Consider the following 17,767-nt stretch of genomic DNA (forward strand, 5'->3'; position numbering starts at 1 on the left):
CCCTTCCTACGGCAAAAACAGCCTCGCTTCTTTTTCCGTTTTGGTCAGTTCCTTTTCCAGCTTTTTTACCAGCATGCCATAGACCGGTCCGCCAACCCTGCGTGCATGGACAGGGCAGACATGTACGCATGCAAGGCAGCGGATGCACTTTTTCGCATCCGTCTCCCGCGGCGTTTCCGGTGCAATCGCCCCTGCCGGGCAGGCGCGCGCGCATGCGCCGCACGCCGTACATTTTTTGTCTCCTTTGGGCGTGAAGGGCGCAACCTGAAATGAGCGGTACGGCCGGTTTCCCGGCAGCCGGATTTCCCTTCCGGCCTTTTCCGCCGGCAGCGCTTTTATATTTCTTCCGAATTCTTCGGCGATCAGCAGGTCGTCCGCGTCCGGCCGGCCGCCGGCGATCTTCGCGGAAAAGGTATGCTGTGCAACAAAGGCAGCCGCAGCAGCGCCGTAAAAACCCTGTTTTTCGCACAAACCGGAAAGTTCCAAAAGCGCGTCGTCAAACTCGCGGTTGCCATAAACCGCCACCAGTACGGCGGGCGTATGGTTCCCCCGCAGGCCGCGCAGCAGCCCGTCCGGCAGTTGGGGGACGCGTCCATAGTAAACGGGGACGCCGATCACCACAAGATCGTCCGGCGCAAATGTATGTTCCTGCGCCCTTGTTTCCTTGTCCGTCAGGTCAACCTCCCCATATGCTTTGCCAAGCCCCCGCGCCACCGCGCGCACATACTGCTTTGTCCCTCCGGTGGGGCTGAAATAAATTGCCGTTACGTTCCCCATGATCTTCACTCCTTCTTTGGCGGACGGCTCCGCTCCGCTGTTCTTCCCATTCTTCGCTTCGTGCGCTGCGCGGCTGCTTCCCGTTTTCCGGAGTGTCCGCCGTTCCGCTCCAGCCGCGCCTCGTCACGGCTCCAGATGTCCATAAGGCTAATCTCCGGATAGGCGCGCAGCCCGGGCTTTACATCCAGCATAGCCTCCACGCCGCTGCGGATATAAAGAGGCAGGTCAAACGCGCCGTTGTGCATGCACCACATAAACAAGGTGCTGACAAACGTCTGGTGAATCATCATACAAAGCGTTTTGGGATCGGAGGAATTGCGGATTTCCCCCGCTGCCTGGCCCTTTGCAATGATACTGGCCTGCATTTCCATATGTTCGTTCCGCCGCTTGCCTCCACGGAAAGTTCCCACGTCCTGATTGATATTTTTAATGAAAAGCTGCCGGGAAATTTCCGTCCCGGATTCGCTTATCCGGTCTAAAAAAGGTTTATAAGAAAGCCAGAGCTGTTCCACATAATTTTCCGCGTTGAGGATTTGCACGAAGTATTCGGTGCCGATATCGTATGGAAGCTCGTAATAGTCTTTCAGAAGCTCGTCTTTTGATTTGAAATAATAATAGAAGGTATGCTTGTTTACGCCGCTTTGTTCACAGATTTCATTGATCGTCACATTTTCAAAGCCGCGCTCCTGAAACAGCTTCAGGCCGATTTCCTTAATCTTTGTTTTTGTGTCTTTGCCCGCCATTTTGGTTACTTCTTTCGCAAGATTCTAAAACGAGATTAACACATTTATGCAACCGAGTCAATAAATTTAATAATCTTATTGACATTTTTATGCAACCGCAGTATCATGGACAAACGGAAGTATCGGGGAAAGTATCGCCGCGAGAGATACGCGGCAGGAAAAGGCTCTATCAGAAAGGAAAGAACGACATTTTATGAGGCGTATCATCAAGTATATGAAGCCCTATGCCGCGCTTTTGATTGTCGCGGTCCTGCTCTTGTTCGGGCAGGCATACTGCGATTTGTCGCTGCCGAATTATATGTCTAAAATTGTGGACACAGGTATTCAGCAGGGAGGTATTGAAAATGCGGTTCCGGCCGCTGTGGGCGAGGATACCATGGGCACACTGCTTTCATTTATGGATGAAGGCCAGCAAAAACTCGTGCGCGATAATTACACGCTCATTACCAAAGACAGCCCGGATTATGCCGCCTATGTCAAGGAATATCCGGCGCTTGAACACGAAAATATTTATGTGAAGCAGGATCTCGATGAGCATGATACCCTGCTCATGAATCCCGGTTTTTCAAAGGCGTTTGCTTCGATTTCCACGATTGAGCAGATTATGGAGGCGGAACAAAGCGGTTCCGATACGCTCGCGCTCGATAAGCAGGTGAGCGAGGACGGTTCGGAAAAAGAAGCGGAAATTCCGCCTGTTCTTCTGCAATTTTTCGGATATTATATGCAGCAGCCGGAAGGATCCGGTTTCTTTACCGTCCTGAACGCTTATCCGCAGGCGCAGGACGTTTATTCGGCGCTCAATACCCTGCTGGATGAAAAGCTTGGGGGCATGGATGCAAGCCTGCTCCAGCAGACGGCAATCCCCGCAGTGAAAAGCGAATACCAGGCGCTCGGTATGGATACCACCGCCATCCAGCAGGATTATATCTGGCAGAACGGCGGCTTTATGCTCCTCCTGGCCCTTGGCTCCGCGGCGTGTACGGTTGTGGTGGGCTTGCTCGCGGCGAGGATCGGCGCGGGCCTGGCGCGCGACCTGCGTCAGAAGACCTTTACCAAAGTGGAAAATTTCTCCAATGTAGAATTCGATAAATTCTCCACCGCGTCGCTCATCACGCGCAGCACAAACGATGTGACGCAAATCCAGATGGTGGTTATCCTGATGATCCGCATGGTGATCTATGCGCCGATCATGGGCGTGGGCGGCGTGATTATGGCGCTCAACAAAAGCGTATCGATGTCATGGATTATCGCGCTTGCGGTTATCATTCTTTTGGGCTTTATCGGCTCGATTTTTGCGATTGTAATGCCCAAGTTCAAGAAAATGCAGGCCCTTGTGGACAGGCTGAACCTCGTCATGCGTGAAAGCCTTTCGGGAATTATGGTAATCCGCGCGTTTAACACGCAGCAATTTGAGCTGGACCGGTTTGATAACGCAAACAAAGACCTGACTCACAACCAGCTTTTCGTGGGCAGGGCCATGGCCCTGATGATGCCGGTCATGACGATTATCATGAACGGTATTTCCCTGCTGATTATCTGGGTAGGCGCGAACCAGATTGCCGCATCCTCCATGCAGGTCGGCGATATGATGGCTTTTATGCAATATGCAATGCAAATTGTAATGGCATTCCTGATGATGTCTATGATGTTCATCATGCTGCCCCGTGCATCCGTTTCCGCGCACCGCATCGCAGACGTGCTTGAAACGGAACCGGAGATCCACGATCCGCAAAACCCGAAGCATTTTAAGGACCCGAAAGGCAAGCTTGAATTTAAAAACGTATGTTTTGCCTATCCGGGCGCGGAGGACAACGTACTCACCGATATCGATTTTACGGCCTTGCCCGGCCAGACGACGGCCTTTATTGGGCCGACCGGGTCCGGGAAGTCCACCGTTGCGAACCTGATCCCGCGTTTTTACGACGTATCCTGCGGCAGTGTGGTCATTGACGGCTTGGATGTGCGCGAGGTAACGCGCCACGAGCTGCGCGACCAGATCGGCTATGTCCCGCAGAAAGCCGTCCTGTTCTCCGGAACCATCGCTTCCAACCTGCGCCTCGGGGACGAGGAGGCAAGCGACGCAACGCTAAACAGTGCCGCCGAGGGAGCGCAGGCCATGGAATTCATCAGCAAAAACGCCAAGGGGCTTGACGCAAGCATCTCGCAGGGCGGCGCCAATGTGTCGGGCGGGCAGAAGCAGCGGCTTTCCATTGCGCGGGCGCTCGTCAAAGACCCGAACATCTATGTGTTTGACGACAGCTTTTCCGCGCTGGATTTTAAGACGGACGCCAAGCTGCGCGCCGCAATCCGCGAACAAACGAAGGATAAGACCGTCCTTATTATCGCGCAGCGGGTAGGCACCATTATGGACGCCGACCAGATTATCGTGCTTGACGAGGGGAAAATCGTCGGGAAGGGGACACATACGGAATTAATGGAATCCTGCGGGACTTACCGCGAGATCGCCCTTTCCCAGCTTTCGGAGGAGGAATTACAGTCATGAGCGAAAATACAACAAAGCGGCCTCCTGCGGGGCCAAAGCGCGGACCTATGGGCGGCCCGGGCCCCGGTGTTCCCATAGTCGGCGCAAAAGCAAGGGATTTCAAAGGCTCCATGGGCCGCCTCCTGAAATATATCGGCAAATATAAGATCGCCGTGATCGTCGTGTTCATCTTCGCGATTGCTTCCGCCGTGTTTTCTATCATCGGCCCGAAGCTGATGGGGAACGCCACGACCGTCCTCTTTGAGGGAGTCATGGGGCAGATCAGCGGATCGGGCGACGGCATCGATTTTGTACGCATCAGCCAGATTCTGATTATGCTTGTTATCCTGTATGGGATATCCGCCCTGTTTGGCTACATCCAGGGTTATATCATGACCGGGGTAGCCAACAAGGTCACATACCGCCTGAGGAAGGATATCAGCCAAAAGGTCAATACCCTGCCGCTTTCCTATTTTGACCGCAACAGTCACGGCGATGTGCTGTCCCGCGTGACCAACGACGTGGACACCATCAGCCAAACGCTCAACCAGAGCCTGTCACAGATCATTACGTCGGTCACAATGGTTGTCGGCGTGGTGGTGATGATGTTTACGATCAACTGGGTGATGACCCTTGTGGTGCTGTGCATCGTCCCGATTGCGCTGGCGCTCATTTTCCAGGTGGTGAAGCGCTCGCAGAAGTTTTTCAAGCAGCAGCAGGACTACCTTGGTTCGGTCAACGGGCACGTGGAGGAAATGTTCGGCGGGCACAACGTGATCTCCGCCTATAACGGGGAAGAAGAAAGCATCGACGTTTTTAACGGCGAGAATGAAAAACTCTACTCGGCGGCATGGAAGGCAAACTTTATGTCCGGCCTGATGCAGCCCATCATGGCGTTCATTGGCAACCTCGGCTATGTTGCGGTGTGCGTCCTCGGCGGCTGGTTTGCCGCGCAGGGCACCATTACCGTCGGTAATATCCAGTCTTTCGTGCAATATGTGCGCAACTTCACGCAGCCGTTGTCCCAGCTTGCAAATATTTCCAATATTTTGCAGCAAACGGCGGCAGCGTCCGAGCGTGTGTTCGAGTTCCTGAATGAGCCGGAGGAAGCGCCGGATACGATCCATCCTGTCAAGCTGGATCATGTGGACGGCAACGTGGAATTCAAAGACGTGCATTTTGGTTATACTCCGGACAAAATCATCATCGAGGACTTTTCCGCAAAAGTGAAACCGGGCCAGAAGATCGCCATTGTCGGCCCTACGGGCGCGGGTAAGACCACTATGATTAAGCTGCTGATGCGCTTTTATGATTTAAACAGCGGCGAGATCCTGATTGACGGGCATGATTCTATGGACTTTACCCGCGCAGACCTGCGCCGCCACTTCGGTATGGTATTACAGGATACGTGGCTGTATAACGATACGATCATGGAAAACATCCGCTACGGGCGCATGGACGCGACGGACGAAGAAGTGATTGCAGCGGCAAAGGCCGCGCACGCGCATCACTTCATCAAGGCGCTGCCCCATGGGTATGAGATGATCCTCAACGAGGACGCGTCGAACATCTCTCAGGGACAGAAGCAGCTTCTCACGATTGCGCGCGCCATCCTCGCCGATCCGGATATGCTGATACTCGACGAAGCAACAAGCTCTGTCGATACGCGGACTGAGGCGTTGATCCAAAAAGCAATGGACGCGCTGATGGAAAACCGCACCAGCTTTGTGATCGCCCACCGCCTCTCGACCATCAAGGACGCGGACCTTATCCTTGTGATGAAGGACGGCGATATCATCGAGCAGGGTACGCACGACGCGCTTCTTAAAAAGGGCGGCTTTTACGCCGACCTGTACAACAGCCAGTTTGCCCCGCCCACAGCGGAGGCTTCCTGATCGCGGCAGCCTTATACTGGAGGAGGGCAATTGTCCCCTTCCTACCGCTTGTAGACAAAAAGGGTTCCGGCGGCATGAAAACCGCCGGAACCCTTTTACTGCCGGTAAAGTAATCCGGAAAAAGCATTTATGAATCCGCAATGAACCACATCTGTTTCTTACCGTTCACAGCAGCCCAGCCGTGCTTTTTTTGCATCGCCTGAGATTCTTCCCGGCATTTTCCTGCGTTTGACATAAGGTTCTTTATGTCTTTCGTGCTCTTACCGTTTTTTCCTTTGCCAGTGCGTGCCCGGGGAATACGGTAGGAGGTTCCGTATTCCCGCACACTTCCAAATATTCTGGAGAACCCCTCCTTATTTTTATACAAATGGATTTTCCCGCACGCCCAAACGCAATCGCGCCATGATGCGGATAGTGCTCTCCAATCAGTATATGACGGTAGAAACGTTCCATTTCCGGCTCTGCAACCGCGCCGATCCCGCCAAAAAATGTACCGGCACGGACAGCACCCCACGCCGCGCAATATAAGCCGCAAGGATAGAGTACAATTTCCTTTTGTTCGCGGGCCTTTGCCGCTGCCTTGCGGCGGTATTTCGGAAGGCCTGCGTCAAAACTTCCCTGCTTACGGCCAGGATTCCCAGCCGTACTTCCGGTATGTTTTTCAGGTTATTCCCCTCTTAAAACACATGTGAAAGCGCATACCATGCCGCGCCCCGGACGCCCGCATTCACCGCCGCAGCCCGTTCGATCACCATATTCTCAGCGGGATACGGTTTTTTCACATGTTCGTAAATTTTTCCCGTGAGCTTTTCATACGGAAAATGATCCATCCCGAGTATACCGCCCCCAAGAATTACAAGCGTCGGGTCGAAAATCGTGATTTCGGCTGCCACGGGGATAGCGCAGGCTTCTATAAATTCTGCCAACTCGCGGGCGCCTTTATGTACCCGAAAAAGATCGGCAAGGGCGCAGTCCGCGAAACGCTCTTCCCACAGGGAAGCAAGATACGCCCCCGACGCATAGCATTCGATGCAGCCTTTCTTGCCGCAGCCGCAGGTCCGCGTTCCCCCGAGCACCGGAATATGTCCTGCATCGCAGCCGCTTCCGTGCGCGCCGCGCAGCAGATTGCCGCGGTAATACACACTGTTTCCAACGCCCGTTCCGAAATAGAAAGCAGTCACAATATCCTGCGCCCCCATCTGCCGTTCCATGATCTCCGCCTGGAGCAGCATATCCGTATCCTTGGCAATGGCAATGGGCAGCCCCAGGCTTTCCAGCCTGCTTACCACATCAACGCCGCCAAAACCCTCGTCCGGGTTCTTCAGGTTCGGACAGGGGAATACCGTTCTTCCGTCCGCGGCAACCGGTGCGGGAAAGCCGATCCCAATGGCTTGCGCATCCCGTACCCCATTCGCCTCCATAAACGTCCGTATCTCTTCGGCCAGCAGATCCGCCGCTTTCCCACCTTCGCACAGCGCTTTGCTCGGTTTTTTATCCAGGCAAAGTACCGTGCCGTCTTCGCGCACCCATCCGATACGAAAATTTGTGCCGCCGATATCGACCCCAATCGCACTTTTCATGGTTCTATTTGTATTGAATGACATCTTTTACTGCCGCAATCACGCCCGCCGCGTTCAGGTGGAAGCGCTCCCTCAGGTAATCCATCGGGCCGACCTCACTGAATTCATCGCGTACGGCCAGCTTGCGCATTACGGTAGGCCGTTCCTCCGAGAGCACGGACGCCACCGCATCCCCAAGGCCGCCGTTTACATTATGGTTTTCCGCCGTTACGACCGCTCCTGTTTTTTGGGCGTATTCCACGATCAGTTCCCGGTCGATCGGTTTGATGGTGAACATATCGATCACAGCTGTGGAAATCCCTTCCTGCTCCAGTTTTTCCGCCGCAGCGAGAGCCTCGCTTACCATGATCCCACAGGCAATAACCGTCACGTCGCCGCCATCCTTCAGTACGGCGCCCTTTCCCGGTGTGAATTCGCTGGAATCACTATACACCTTCACGGCCGGCGCGCGGTCCGCACGAAAATAGATTATTCTATTTTCGTCCTTTGTGGCGTGCATCAGGCTCCTGAACATCACGCTGTCCGTGATTTCAAACAGGTAGATATCCGGAATCGTACGCATCATAGCGATATCTTCAAACGTGGTGTGCGTGCCGCCGTTGAATTTCGCGCAAATTCCCGGGTCGCTTCCATAAAGGCGGATTGGGTTTTTCCCGTAAGCTGAAGAAATAAAGATTTGGTCAAAGACCCGCCGCGTAATGAACGGCGCAAACGTATGTGCGTATACCTTTTTCCCCACGCGCGCCATGCCTGCCGCCATGCCGATCATATTCCCTTCCTGAATGCCGACGTTGAGCACGCGCCCCGGAAACCGTTCCTGTATCCTGTCGATCTTGATTGCCTTCATCAGGTCGGCGTCAATGGACACTACGTCCTCGTCGTTTTCCATCAGCTCCGCAATGGTATCCGTATAGGCCGAGCTCAGCGGCGCGGCTTCCGTTTCGTTATGAAATGCAAGTTCAATTTTCATGTCGCTCCTCCTGTCCATATTGTTTCATTTGTTCCCGAAGTTCCGCCATGCAGCGCTGAGCGAGGTCTTCGGGCATATCCATATGATGGTTCAGGCAGCCGAGCGCCGCGATTTCGCTGCATCCATATCCTTTTATGGTATCGAGCAATATCACGCTTGGACGGCCTTTTTCCTTTTTCGCAAGTTCCACCGCCGCAAAGATCGATGCCGGGTCGTTTCCGTTTATCTGCTGCGTATGCCAGCCGAAGGAACGGAATTTCATGAACAGGCTCTTAAGCGGCATGATCTCGTCTACCGTACCGTCAAGCTGAACCTTATTGTAGTCTACAAAACAAATAAGGGCGTCGAGTCCGAATTTCGGTGCGGCAAGCGCGGCTTCCCAAATTTGCCCTTCCTGGCATTCTCCGTCCCCCAGAACCGCATAGACCGTATTTGGTATTCCATCAAGCTTAAGGCCGTACGCCATACCCGCCGCAAGGGAAAGCCCCTGCCCGAGCGAGCCGGTCGTGCAATCAATCCCCGGCGTTTTATTCCCATCGCAGTGGCTTGGGAGGCGCGTCCCGCCCTGGTTGAGCGTATCGAGCCATTCCATTGGGAAAAAGCCTTTAAGGGCAAGCGCTGCGTAAAGCGCCGGGCCTGCATGCCCCTTAGAAACGACCAGCCTGTCCCGCTCTTTTTTCCGCGGATTTTTCGGATCTATATCCATAATCCCGCTGTAAAGGGAAGCGACCACATCTACTACAGAAAGGCAGCCGCCTGCGTGTCCAAAGCCCAGCTTTGCCAACTGGCGGATTACCTGCATGCGGATTTCCACCGCAAATTTCTCCGTATCCCTTATTACCTGATTTTCCATAATTACATTACTCTCCTATCGCCTTCTATAACACTTCTGTAAGTTCCAGGTGTTCATTGTCCGGCCCGCGGAATAGGATCCATTTCGATCCATGAGGGAAAACGTCCGCATTGCAGACGGCCTCCTCTGTCTCGAACACGATCCCACGTGCGGCCAGAGTCCTTTTTACCGTTTCGATATCTTCCACCTTCATTGCGATATGGTCGACCAGTCCATCTGTCCGTTTTTGCAGTTTTTCCAGCCGCACAAGTTCGAGCGTCAGACAGCCGTTCTGTACGAAGGCAACGTCTGTAGTCGTTCCGTCTGCCTCCTTTACCCTGCATTCCCATATCGTTTTAAAATCCAGTATCTTCTCGTAAAATTCCTTTGATTTTTGCAGATCGGATACAAATACGCCAATGTGCGCGAGTCCTTCCAATTTTGCCATATTGTCCTCCTCCGTTCCAAGCCCGCATTCAGCGGTCCAGCTTTCCTCTTTTCCATTCCATCAGGAAACGTTCCATCTCTTCCGCCGTGCCCGTGCGCCCATTCCGCACGTAAAATCCCGACGTGGCTGTTCCGAGCATCAGCGAAAGCGCAGGCTCAAAGCCGCACAAATATCCATAGGCGAATCCCGCGTTGAAATTATCCCCTGCACCCGTGCTGAGGACGGGCTGCGCACAGAACGGACCTTCTACTTCATAATAATTCCCGCCCGTCATACAGGCTGCTTTTTTAACCGGGTGCACGACCAGGCAGTCTATCTTTATCTGTTTCGCAACAAAACGGGTGAGCTCTTCCAGCGGATAGTCACGATACCCTGCAATCGGTCTGCCGAACAGTTCCGCAAATTCGCACGCTTCCTTTTTGTTGAGCCCAAGAGCCGTTTTGATTCCCGCTTCCTCGAAACGCTCAAGCAGCCGGACCGCGCCGAGAATCTCTTCCCCGCTGCGCTTTTCCGGATCGGCAAAATCAATAAACAACGTTTTCCCCGCCCGGTTTTCCACATGGGGGAGAACTTCCTCAAGCAGGCCTTCCCATATCTCACTCATGTGCATAATCATCGACCAGTTGCTGAAGCTCAGAAGTTCTGCTTCGCGGACTAGGCAGATCAGTTCTTCCAGACCCACCGCGCGCTTTACGTCGTCCCAGTCCATCAGATTCAGGGGAACAAGTTTACAACGGATGATCTTTCCGTCTTCAAATTCCACCGCATCCGTCTGTCCTGGATCTGCCACGCCGATAACGCGCGATCCCTCCGCAAGCGGCCCATAAACCGGATCAAGCGCCCCGGTTCCAACCGTTCCGATATAGGTCAGGCCAATCCCATAGTTTTTGAGCCCGATCGACATATTCGGCCCGTTGCCTCCGAGTTTCTTTGCGACTGTCACGATTTCCATGCTGGTACTGAGCCCCGCACCGTTACGGACCATGGTCGCGTAATCCTCTATGGTACGCACGCGTGTATAATGCCCGGGATCCGTGCGTTTATCCACCACATGCACCACTTCGTCGATAAATCCATCGAATCCAATCACGGCGGGGCGGCGCTTTTTGACCGCGTCTTTGAGTTTTTCTACCAGTTTTTCCTGCATATCGGCTCCTTTCCTATTTTCAAAAGAAACGCGCGGAGTTCACAAAAGGCGCGTTTCCCGCGGCCCATATATCACCGTTTTCCAGCAGAGCCGAACAAAATTATTTTTTTCTCCACTTCTGTGCAGACCGCCTCCGCCACTTTGGCACATAGGTCAAGATAGCCGAGGTATTGACTTTCCTCCTCCATACAGTTTTCCTTCAGGCATTTTTTTGCCGCAATATTGAGGTCTGTAAAAATATTTATTTTCGCGATTCCGTTCTGGACCGCATTTTCAAAATCCCCGTCCGAAAGGCCGCTTCCTCCGTGCATCACAAGGGGAACCGGTACCTCCCGCCGCAGTTCTTTCAGCCGCTCGAGGTTCAGTTTCGGCTCTCTCCGGTAGACTCCGTGCACCGTTCCGATGGCTACCGCAAGCGCGTCCGCCCCGGTTTCGCGGATAAATTGCACAGCCTCGCGCACGTCCGTATAGTCGTCCGCGCTCTCCTCGTAGCCGTCCTCATAACCCTCCAGTCCGGCAACGTGTCCGAGTTCCGCTTCGACCGTCACATTCTTCGGGGCGCAAAACCGGACCACTTCCTTTGTACGGCGCACATTTTCTTCAAACGTCTGGTCTGAAGCGTCGATCATAACCGACGTAAAACCTGCGTCCACCGCGCGTTTGATATATTCAAATGATTTGGAATGGTCAAGATGAACGGCAACCGGTATATCCGCCGTCTCTGCCGCCGCGATCATCGCCGGGGCAAATTCTTCGATTGATACCAGTTTCTCAAATACCTCCGCAAATGCGAGGATAATGGGCGAATTATACTTTTCTCCTGCCTTGACCGCGCCGCGCAGCATCTCGATGTTGAACACATTGAAATGCCCTACCGCATATCTGCCTTCCCGCGCATGTTCCAGCATTTCCTTCATATTTACAAGCGACATTCTGTTTCCTCCGCTGTTTTAGTCCGCTATTTTCACGACCGCCTTGACAATGTTCGCCTTGTTTTCTACGCTTTGATCCATCGCGTTCTGGATATCGCCGAACGGGAAAATATCCGTTACGATATTCTTCAGGTCGACTTTGCCCGCTGCAACCGCCTCGATCGCCATTGGATAGATGTTGCGGTAACGGAAGATTGTCTTGAAGGTTAATTCCTTATCGAGTGCGAGGTTCATAGGGATGTTTGCATTGTCTTTCAGGGAATAACCCACGAAAACGACGGTCCCTCCCTTTTTTGCGCCCTTGATTGCCTGCTGCATGGTGATCTCGTTGCCGGCCGTCTCGATCACCAGGTCGCAGCCCGTTCCCGCGGTCAGTTCCATGATTTTACAGACTACATCCTGCTCCGCGCCGTTAATCACGCCTGTCGCGCCGAGCTCCATCGCTTTTTCCAGCCGTTTGGGCATGATGTCCACCACGTAGACCTTTGAAACGCCTTTGGCCCTCAGGGCCATCATGGATACAAGCCCGATACAGCCCGCTCCCATCACAACAGCCGTTTGTCCAAGCTCGGCGCCGCCTTGGTTTGCAGCATGAAAGCCGACTGCCAGCGGCTCGATCAGCGCACCCTCGAGAGTGCTCACATTGTCTGGAAGCTTGAAGCACAGGTCCGCCTCGTGCGCCACATATTCCTGAAACACACCGTCCACCGGGGGCGTCGCAAAAAAAATTACATCCGGGCAGAGGTTATAGCGTCCACTTTTGCAAAATTCACAGTGTCCGCATGTTTTACCCGGTTCCAGCGCGACGCGGTCCCCCGCTTTGAGGTGCTTCACGTCTCTGCCTACTTCCACTACCGTGCCGCCAGGTTCGTGCCCCAAAACGAATGGCGGTTTTACCACATGGCCGCCAATGGCGCCCGCTTCATAAAAATGAAGGTCTGAACCGCAAATCCCTACATATTCCAGTTTTACCAGCACTTCATTGTCTTTTGGCTGCGGGATTGGCCGCTCCGTATAGCCCATTTTTCCTACGCCGTTCATGACGGCAACTTTCATTGTCCCTTTCAATATCCCTGTCTCCTCTCACTATGCGGATTGCCGCGCAAAGGCGGCCATACAGCCGCCTTTCGCATGCAATCCCAATCTTTTCAATCACCCACGCACATCATTTTTCAGTCGGGCCGGGCCGCCTCGCGTCCTGGCCGGATGTTCCGGTTGCAGATGTTTTTGAATGGTCAGGCAGCAGCGTCCTGATGCTGTTTTACTTCGTCTTCTGTAAGCTGTCCATTGTCTATATAGATCTTAATGTATTCATCTACGTTACTCGAATCCACAAGGATCGCTTCGATCGCGTAATCTTCCTGCTCGGTCGCGCCTGTCAGGAGTTCGTAGGCCAGCTTCGTGTTCAATTCGCCGAGTTCGATTGCATTTTGGAGGCAGGTCGCGGTCTGCAAGCCGTCGATTACATTGAGCATTCCGCCTGCCGTGCCGTCCACGCCGTACACGAGAGTGTTCTCAAACGCCGGATTATCTTTTGCCATATTGATGAAACCCTGCGCGAGCGCGTCGGATGTGGTCAGCGTGCAGTCCCACGTGCCGTAGGACTGTGCCCAGTCCTCGAATACCGCCATTGCATCCGCTTCGCTGCCCTGCTCGATAATCTGGTCGCCCAATACTTCGATATCAGGGCGCTTTGCAAGCAGCTCCTCCTGGAACGCTTGATAGCGGGTCGTCGTATGCAAATTGCCCGGCAGGCAGTTCAGTATAACGATTTTGCCATTTTCCGGTATTTTTTCCGCCGCGTCCCTTGCGAGGACCGCGCCCTGTTCGTACGGATCTGCATCAACGCTGGAAGCGCCTTCAAGATCCGGAATTTTAGCGTTCGTGGTGATTACCTTGATACCTGCTTCCACCAGTTTTTCCGCATACGGCCGTTGGAGCTCGCCGTCGTTCGGCTGGATAATCACACAGTCGTATCCTTGGGTGATACAGTTTTCAAGCAGGGAATTCTCCTTTTCCGGATCGCCCTGGGAATCGAGAACGTCGAGCGTATAGGTGTCGGAATATTCTTCCGCCGATTTTTGCATTTCGGATGCAAGCCAGGAAGCAAATTGATCCGAAAGGGTACGGGCCACATAGGCAACCTTATACTTTCCGCCTTCGCCCTCGCTGCCGCTGTCCGAGGCCGCGGACGATTCGGCAGGAGCGGCGGATGCCTGTGTATCCGTTCCGGAATCTGAAGACGCCGCCGGCTGTTCGGTGCTTGCACAGCCTGTAAGGGCAACTGCCGCAAGCATCACGCTTACCAAGATAATGCTAACTAATTTTTTCATACTTTCCTCCTCGTAATTTTATATTTCATTTTTTCTTCCGCTGCGTAGGTATCGGAACCGGAAGAAAACTTTATTTATTTGATTTACTGGTTTGCCGGTCTTTGGAATAGATGTCGATAATAACAGCAACCGCAATGATCGCGCCGCGTACAATTTGTTGTATGTATGAGTCTACTGACATCAGGTTCATGATATTACTTAGAAATCCGACGATCAGAGCTCCGAGCAGCGTTCCTACAGGGTTTCCAACGCCTCCTGTAAAACTCGTGCCGCCGATGATCGTTGCTGTAAGGGCATCAAATTCATAGTCTTTGGCGCCGTTTGGCAGTCCGCCGTTGACGCGGGACATGAACACCAGCGCCGCGACGCCTACGAGCACGCCGTTGACAAGGTAAGCCTTCATTTTGACAGCGTTCACTTTGATACCCGAAGCATTTGCCGCTTCTTCATTTCCGCCGACCGCATAGGTAGAGCGTCCGAAGCGTGTATAACGCATAATATAAATCATGATGGCAAGTGCGATAAGCATGATGACAACGGGGATTGGGATCGGTCCAAAAGAGCCTTGGCCAACTATATTATAGTCGCCGATCTCATAGACGTTTTGCCCGCCCGTAATATAGAGCGCCGCGCCGCGCGCGATCGCCTGCGTCGCGAGGGTCGCGATGAAAGGCGGCGTTTTGAATTTCGTTACCATCAGTCCGTTGAGCGCGTTGATTGCCAGCGCTACGCCGATTGCTACAGCAAAGCCCACGAACAGGTTGGGAACCGCCTTATACGCCAAGACCGATACGACGCCGGCAAACGCGACTACAGAGCCGCAGGATAAGTCAAGCAATCCGGCGATAATCAAAATCATTTCGCCGAGGGCCAGCATGATGACGACCGATTGTTGGCGGAATACGTTAATCAGGTTGGTCGACGTCAAAAAGTTTTCGTTAGCAAACGTACATACGATCATGAATATAATCAGGATAAAAATAAGGCTATATTTGCTAAAGAAATTTTTCTTTCCTTTATTGAGTGTCATTTGTTTTTCCATTGCTTTACTCCTTTTATTGCACAGATTTTACAGCCAACTGCATAACAGCTTCCTGCGAAAGTTCGTCCTTTTCAAGCATGCCTGTCATATAGCCTTCATGCATGACGTAAACGCGGTCGCACATGCCGATGAGCTCCGGGAGCTCGGACGAGACCATGATAATGCTTTTTCCCTGCTTTACCAGTTCCATCATCAACTGGTAAATTTCGCTCTTGGCCCCGACGTCGATGCCGCGCGTCGGTTCGTCGAGGATCAGGATATCGGGTTCGCGCACCATCCATTTCGCGAGGATGACCTTTTGTTGGTTGCCGCCGGAAAGCGAGAACACCTTGGTGTCGAGCGTAGGCGTTTTGACCCGCATTTTTTCGCACATGGAGCGTACTGCGTCAAATTCTTCCTTTTTATACCAGCGGCCTTTCCTGATAAATTTATCCAGAGCCGCCAGCGCAATATTTTCCTTCACGCTCAACAGCGGAACGATGCCGTACCTGCGGCGGTCTTCGGACAGCATGGCGATGCCGCTGCGCACCGCGTCTTGCACGTTCCTTATTTTGACTTCCTGTCCCTTCACGAAGATCGCCCCGCCATCATAGCGGTCAAGGCCAAAAAGCGCGCGCATGACCTCCGTCCGTCCCGCGCCCATCAGTCCTGCAAATCCAACGATTTCTCCTTTTTTCACATAGAAATCCATATCATGGAAGGTTGCTTCGCTGGTGAGGCCTTCCACACGGAGCATTTCGTCCGTAACTTCAACCTCTTCTTTGGGATACTGGTTTTCAATCTTGCGCCCTACCATTAGTTCGATGACCGTTTTTTCATCGATATCGGAGGCCGCGTGCGTCTCGATCACATTGCCGTCCCGCAGGATGGTGATATCGTCCGCGATCTTGAAAATTTCATCCATTTTGTGTGAGATATAGACAATGCTTGCGCCGCGCTGTTTGAGTTGTTCGATCTTTTCAAACAGCCTCTCCACCTCTTTGGAAGTAATCGCCGAGGTCGGCTCATCCATGATAATGATATCCGCATTGAAGGAAACCGCCTTGAGGATCTCGATCATTTGGATATCTGAAACGTTAAGGCTGCGCAGTTTGGTATCCGGCGCATAGGAAAGCCCCTCCTGTTCCAGAAGTTCCGTAGTTTTTTTACGGACAGCCTTCCAATCGATCACGCCCCTGCTTTTCATGGGCCAATGTCCGAGGCAAATATTTTCTTCGAGCGTAAGGTCCGGCACGAAAGACAATTCTTGGTAAATCATCGCGATCCCCATGTTCCGCGCGTGCAGCGGATCGCGGATTTTAACTTTCTGGCCGTCCACGAAAATATCGCCTTCGTCTTCCTTGTAAATCCCGTTGATAATTTTCATCAGGGTGGATTTCCCTGCCCCGTTTTCACCGCATAATACGTGGGTTGTACCGCGGCGGAGCTGGAAGCTCACGTCGTTCAGGGCTTTTACCCCGGGAAATGATTTTGAAATGTGTTGCAGTTCCAACTTAATTGCTGTAGTTTCAGCCATAGTTCCCTCCCCCTTGTTGAAATTGAAATTAAATACATGTATAGGCGCCGTCCACAACCACATCGCTGCCCGACGTATATCCAGCCGCCCTGCTCGCCAGATAGAGGATTGCCGGCATCAGTTCTTCCGGATCTCCCATGCGGTGCATCGGGATCAGCGGCATCCACGCATCCCGCAGTTCCTTTGGCGTATCGGCCGACATTGGCGTTGCGATATAGCCTGGGCTCAAACTGTTTACGCGGATGCCCGTTCCGGCAAATTCTGCCGCAAGGGAACGCGTCATATGGATCACACCCGCCTTCGAGGCATTGTAGGAGACCTGCCACTGGGGTATGTTCGCGATGCTGCCCGACATAGACGCCATGTTGATGATGCTGCCGCCCGTTCCCTGTTCCAGCATAATCCGGATGGCGCTGCGCGCCACAATGAATTCACCCGTCAAGTTTACGTCTACTACCTCCCGAAATTCTTCCACAGCCGCATCCATCGTATCCTGATGCATACAGATGCCCGCATTGTTGAAGACGATGTCGAGCGATCCGGACCGGGCTACAACCTTACGCAGAGCCTTCTCTACCTCGTTTTCACTGGTCACGTCCGTCTTGAGATAATAGGCTTTTCCGCCGTCCTGCTCGATGAGTGCAACTGTTTCATCCGCGCCCGACCGGCACAAAACAGCGACCTCTGCTCCAGCTTTCGCAAGCCCCCGCGCGACCACCTGGCCGATCCCGCGGCCTCCGCCCGTTACAACAGCTACCTTGCCTCCAAGGCCAAATAAATCCTCCAAGTACATCTTCAGTCCCCCTCCGATTATTCATTCGTAAGCTTTATTCAATTCGTTTTTTTCAGATACAAGCCGCTTGATTGGATGCAGCCATGAACATGGTTGCGGGCAGGAGCTTCCGTTCCGCCCGGTAGAATTTTCAAATCCAATTCGTATTATAGTTTCTCATTAGGAAATTGTCAACATAAATATTTCTTATTAAGACATTCGCTATTTATTTTCATCTATTTTCCCTATAATTTAATGGGGATATACCATTGATTGAGATATCATAATAACAAGACCG

15 protein-coding genes are annotated in these 17,767 nt (G+C 52.9%); 2 read left to right on the top strand and 13 right to left on the bottom strand.

Translation table 11 applies throughout. The features are described 5' to 3' along the window. Positions 1-6: 6 nt before the first annotated feature. Positions 7-777 (bottom strand): 4Fe-4S binding protein, encoded by a 771-nt coding sequence (locus H8S18_RS11900; RefSeq protein WP_186858488.1) that lies wholly within the window; start codon positions 775-777, stop codon positions 7-9. 5 nt (positions 778-782) lie between these two features. Beyond that, complete coding sequence (locus tag H8S18_RS11905) at positions 783-1,520, bottom strand: TetR/AcrR family transcriptional regulator (RefSeq protein ID WP_186858489.1); 738 nt, start codon at positions 1,518-1,520, stop codon at positions 783-785. A 193-nt stretch (positions 1,521-1,713) separates the two neighbouring features. On the opposite strand from H8S18_RS11905, the gene H8S18_RS11910 reads away from it, so the two are divergent. Both H8S18_RS11910 and H8S18_RS11915 read left to right on the top strand, forming a co-directional pair. After that, entirely contained in the window at positions 1,714-4,023 is a 2,310-nt protein-coding gene (locus H8S18_RS11910; protein ID WP_186858490.1) for an ABC transporter ATP-binding protein, read from the top strand. After that, positions 4,020-5,897 carry an ABC transporter ATP-binding protein gene (locus H8S18_RS11915; protein WP_186858491.1) on the top strand — a complete coding sequence of 626 codons (1,878 nt, stop codon included), beginning with the start codon at positions 4,020-4,022 and terminating at the stop codon, positions 5,895-5,897. The genes H8S18_RS11910 and H8S18_RS11915 overlap by 4 nt, the downstream gene beginning before the upstream one ends. A 677-nt stretch (positions 5,898-6,574) precedes the next feature. Here H8S18_RS11915 and alsK read toward each other — a convergent pair. From alsK to H8S18_RS11970, 11 genes are all read right to left on the bottom strand, one after another. Next, positions 6,575-7,501 carry an allose kinase gene (alsK, locus tag H8S18_RS11920; RefSeq protein WP_186858492.1) on the bottom strand — a complete coding sequence of 309 codons (927 nt, stop codon included), beginning with the start codon at positions 7,499-7,501 and terminating at the stop codon, positions 6,575-6,577. Continuing rightward, on the bottom strand, positions 7,482-8,447 hold the full coding sequence (locus H8S18_RS11925; protein ID WP_186858493.1) for a transketolase family protein: 966 nt from the start codon (positions 8,445-8,447) through the stop codon (positions 7,482-7,484). Before H8S18_RS11925 ends, alsK begins: the two co-directional genes overlap by 20 nt. Beyond that, positions 8,437-9,300, bottom strand: a complete 864-nt coding sequence (locus H8S18_RS11930) for a transketolase (protein WP_186858494.1) — start codon at positions 9,298-9,300, stop codon at positions 8,437-8,439. Before H8S18_RS11930 ends, H8S18_RS11925 begins: the two co-directional genes overlap by 11 nt. A gap of 25 nt (positions 9,301-9,325) precedes the next feature. Beyond that, the gene (locus tag H8S18_RS11935) at positions 9,326-9,727 is read right to left on the bottom strand and encodes a VOC family protein (RefSeq protein WP_186858495.1); all 402 of its coding nucleotides are present in this window, start codon (positions 9,725-9,727) and stop codon (positions 9,326-9,328) included. 28 nt (positions 9,728-9,755) lie between these two features. Further along, positions 9,756-10,874: a PfkB family carbohydrate kinase gene (locus tag H8S18_RS11940; RefSeq protein WP_186858496.1), complete on the bottom strand. Its 1,119-nt coding sequence runs from the start codon at positions 10,872-10,874 to the stop codon at positions 9,756-9,758. Positions 10,875-10,945: 71 nt separating this feature from the next. Further along, complete coding sequence (locus H8S18_RS11945; protein WP_186858497.1) at positions 10,946-11,806, bottom strand: class II fructose-bisphosphate aldolase; 861 nt, start codon at positions 11,804-11,806, stop codon at positions 10,946-10,948. A gap of 18 nt (positions 11,807-11,824) precedes the next feature. Further along, positions 11,825-12,874, bottom strand: a complete 1,050-nt coding sequence (locus H8S18_RS11950; protein WP_186858498.1) for an NAD(P)-dependent alcohol dehydrogenase — start codon at positions 12,872-12,874, stop codon at positions 11,825-11,827. Between the two features lie 167 nt (positions 12,875-13,041). Further along, positions 13,042-14,139: a sugar ABC transporter substrate-binding protein gene (locus H8S18_RS11955; RefSeq protein ID WP_186858499.1), complete on the bottom strand. Its 1,098-nt coding sequence runs from the start codon at positions 14,137-14,139 to the stop codon at positions 13,042-13,044. A gap of 70 nt (positions 14,140-14,209) precedes the next feature. Continuing rightward, positions 14,210-15,181: an ABC transporter permease gene (locus tag H8S18_RS11960; RefSeq protein ID WP_243165149.1), complete on the bottom strand. Its 972-nt coding sequence runs from the start codon at positions 15,179-15,181 to the stop codon at positions 14,210-14,212. A 13-nt stretch (positions 15,182-15,194) separates the two neighbouring features. Further along, positions 15,195-16,697 (bottom strand): sugar ABC transporter ATP-binding protein, encoded by a 1,503-nt coding sequence (locus H8S18_RS11965; protein ID WP_186858500.1) that lies wholly within the window; start codon positions 16,695-16,697, stop codon positions 15,195-15,197. Positions 16,698-16,725: 28 nt separating this feature from the next. Beyond that, on the bottom strand, positions 16,726-17,490 hold the full coding sequence (locus tag H8S18_RS11970) for an SDR family oxidoreductase (protein ID WP_186858501.1): 765 nt from the start codon (positions 17,488-17,490) through the stop codon (positions 16,726-16,728). Positions 17,491-17,767: the final 277 nt, after the last annotated feature.

Origin of the sequence: Christensenella tenuis, from assembly GCF_014287795.1 — a bacterium.
Classification (GTDB): Bacteria; Bacillota; Clostridia; order Christensenellales; family Christensenellaceae; genus Christensenella; species Christensenella tenuis.

Bases quoted from the DNA above. Each gene is read 5' to 3' on its own strand.
- H8S18_RS11910 (WP_186858490.1), top strand. From the start codon at position 1,714: ATGAGGCGTATCATCAAGTATATGAAGCCCTATGCCGCGCTTTTGATT.
- H8S18_RS11945 (WP_186858497.1), bottom strand. From the start codon at position 11,806: ATGTCGCTTGTAAATATGAAGGAAATGCTGGAACATGCGCGGGAAGGC.
- H8S18_RS11965 (WP_186858500.1), bottom strand. From the start codon at position 16,697: ATGGCTGAAACTACAGCAATTAAGTTGGAACTGCAACACATTTCAAAA.
- H8S18_RS11940 (WP_186858496.1), bottom strand. From the start codon at position 10,874: ATGCAGGAAAAACTGGTAGAAAAACTCAAAGACGCGGTCAAAAAGCGC.
- H8S18_RS11905 (WP_186858489.1), bottom strand. From the start codon at position 1,520: ATGGCGGGCAAAGACACAAAAACAAAGATTAAGGAAATCGGCCTGAAG.
- H8S18_RS11935 (WP_186858495.1), bottom strand. From the start codon at position 9,727: ATGGCAAAATTGGAAGGACTCGCGCACATTGGCGTATTTGTATCCGAT.
- H8S18_RS11925 (WP_186858493.1), bottom strand. From the start codon at position 8,447: ATGAAAATTGAACTTGCATTTCATAACGAAACGGAAGCCGCGCCGCTG.
- H8S18_RS11930 (WP_186858494.1), bottom strand. From the start codon at position 9,300: ATGGAAAATCAGGTAATAAGGGATACGGAGAAATTTGCGGTGGAAATC.
- H8S18_RS11970 (WP_186858501.1), bottom strand. From the start codon at position 17,490: ATGTACTTGGAGGATTTATTTGGCCTTGGAGGCAAGGTAGCTGTTGTA.
- H8S18_RS11960 (WP_243165149.1), bottom strand. From the start codon at position 15,181: ATGGAAAAACAAATGACACTCAATAAAGGAAAGAAAAATTTCTTTAGC.
- alsK (WP_186858492.1), bottom strand. From the start codon at position 7,501: ATGTCATTCAATACAAATAGAACCATGAAAAGTGCGATTGGGGTCGAT.
- H8S18_RS11915 (WP_186858491.1), top strand. From the start codon at position 4,020: ATGAGCGAAAATACAACAAAGCGGCCTCCTGCGGGGCCAAAGCGCGGA.
- H8S18_RS11900 (WP_186858488.1), bottom strand. From the start codon at position 777: ATGGGGAACGTAACGGCAATTTATTTCAGCCCCACCGGAGGGACAAAG.
- H8S18_RS11955 (WP_186858499.1), bottom strand. From the start codon at position 14,139: ATGAAAAAATTAGTTAGCATTATCTTGGTAAGCGTGATGCTTGCGGCA.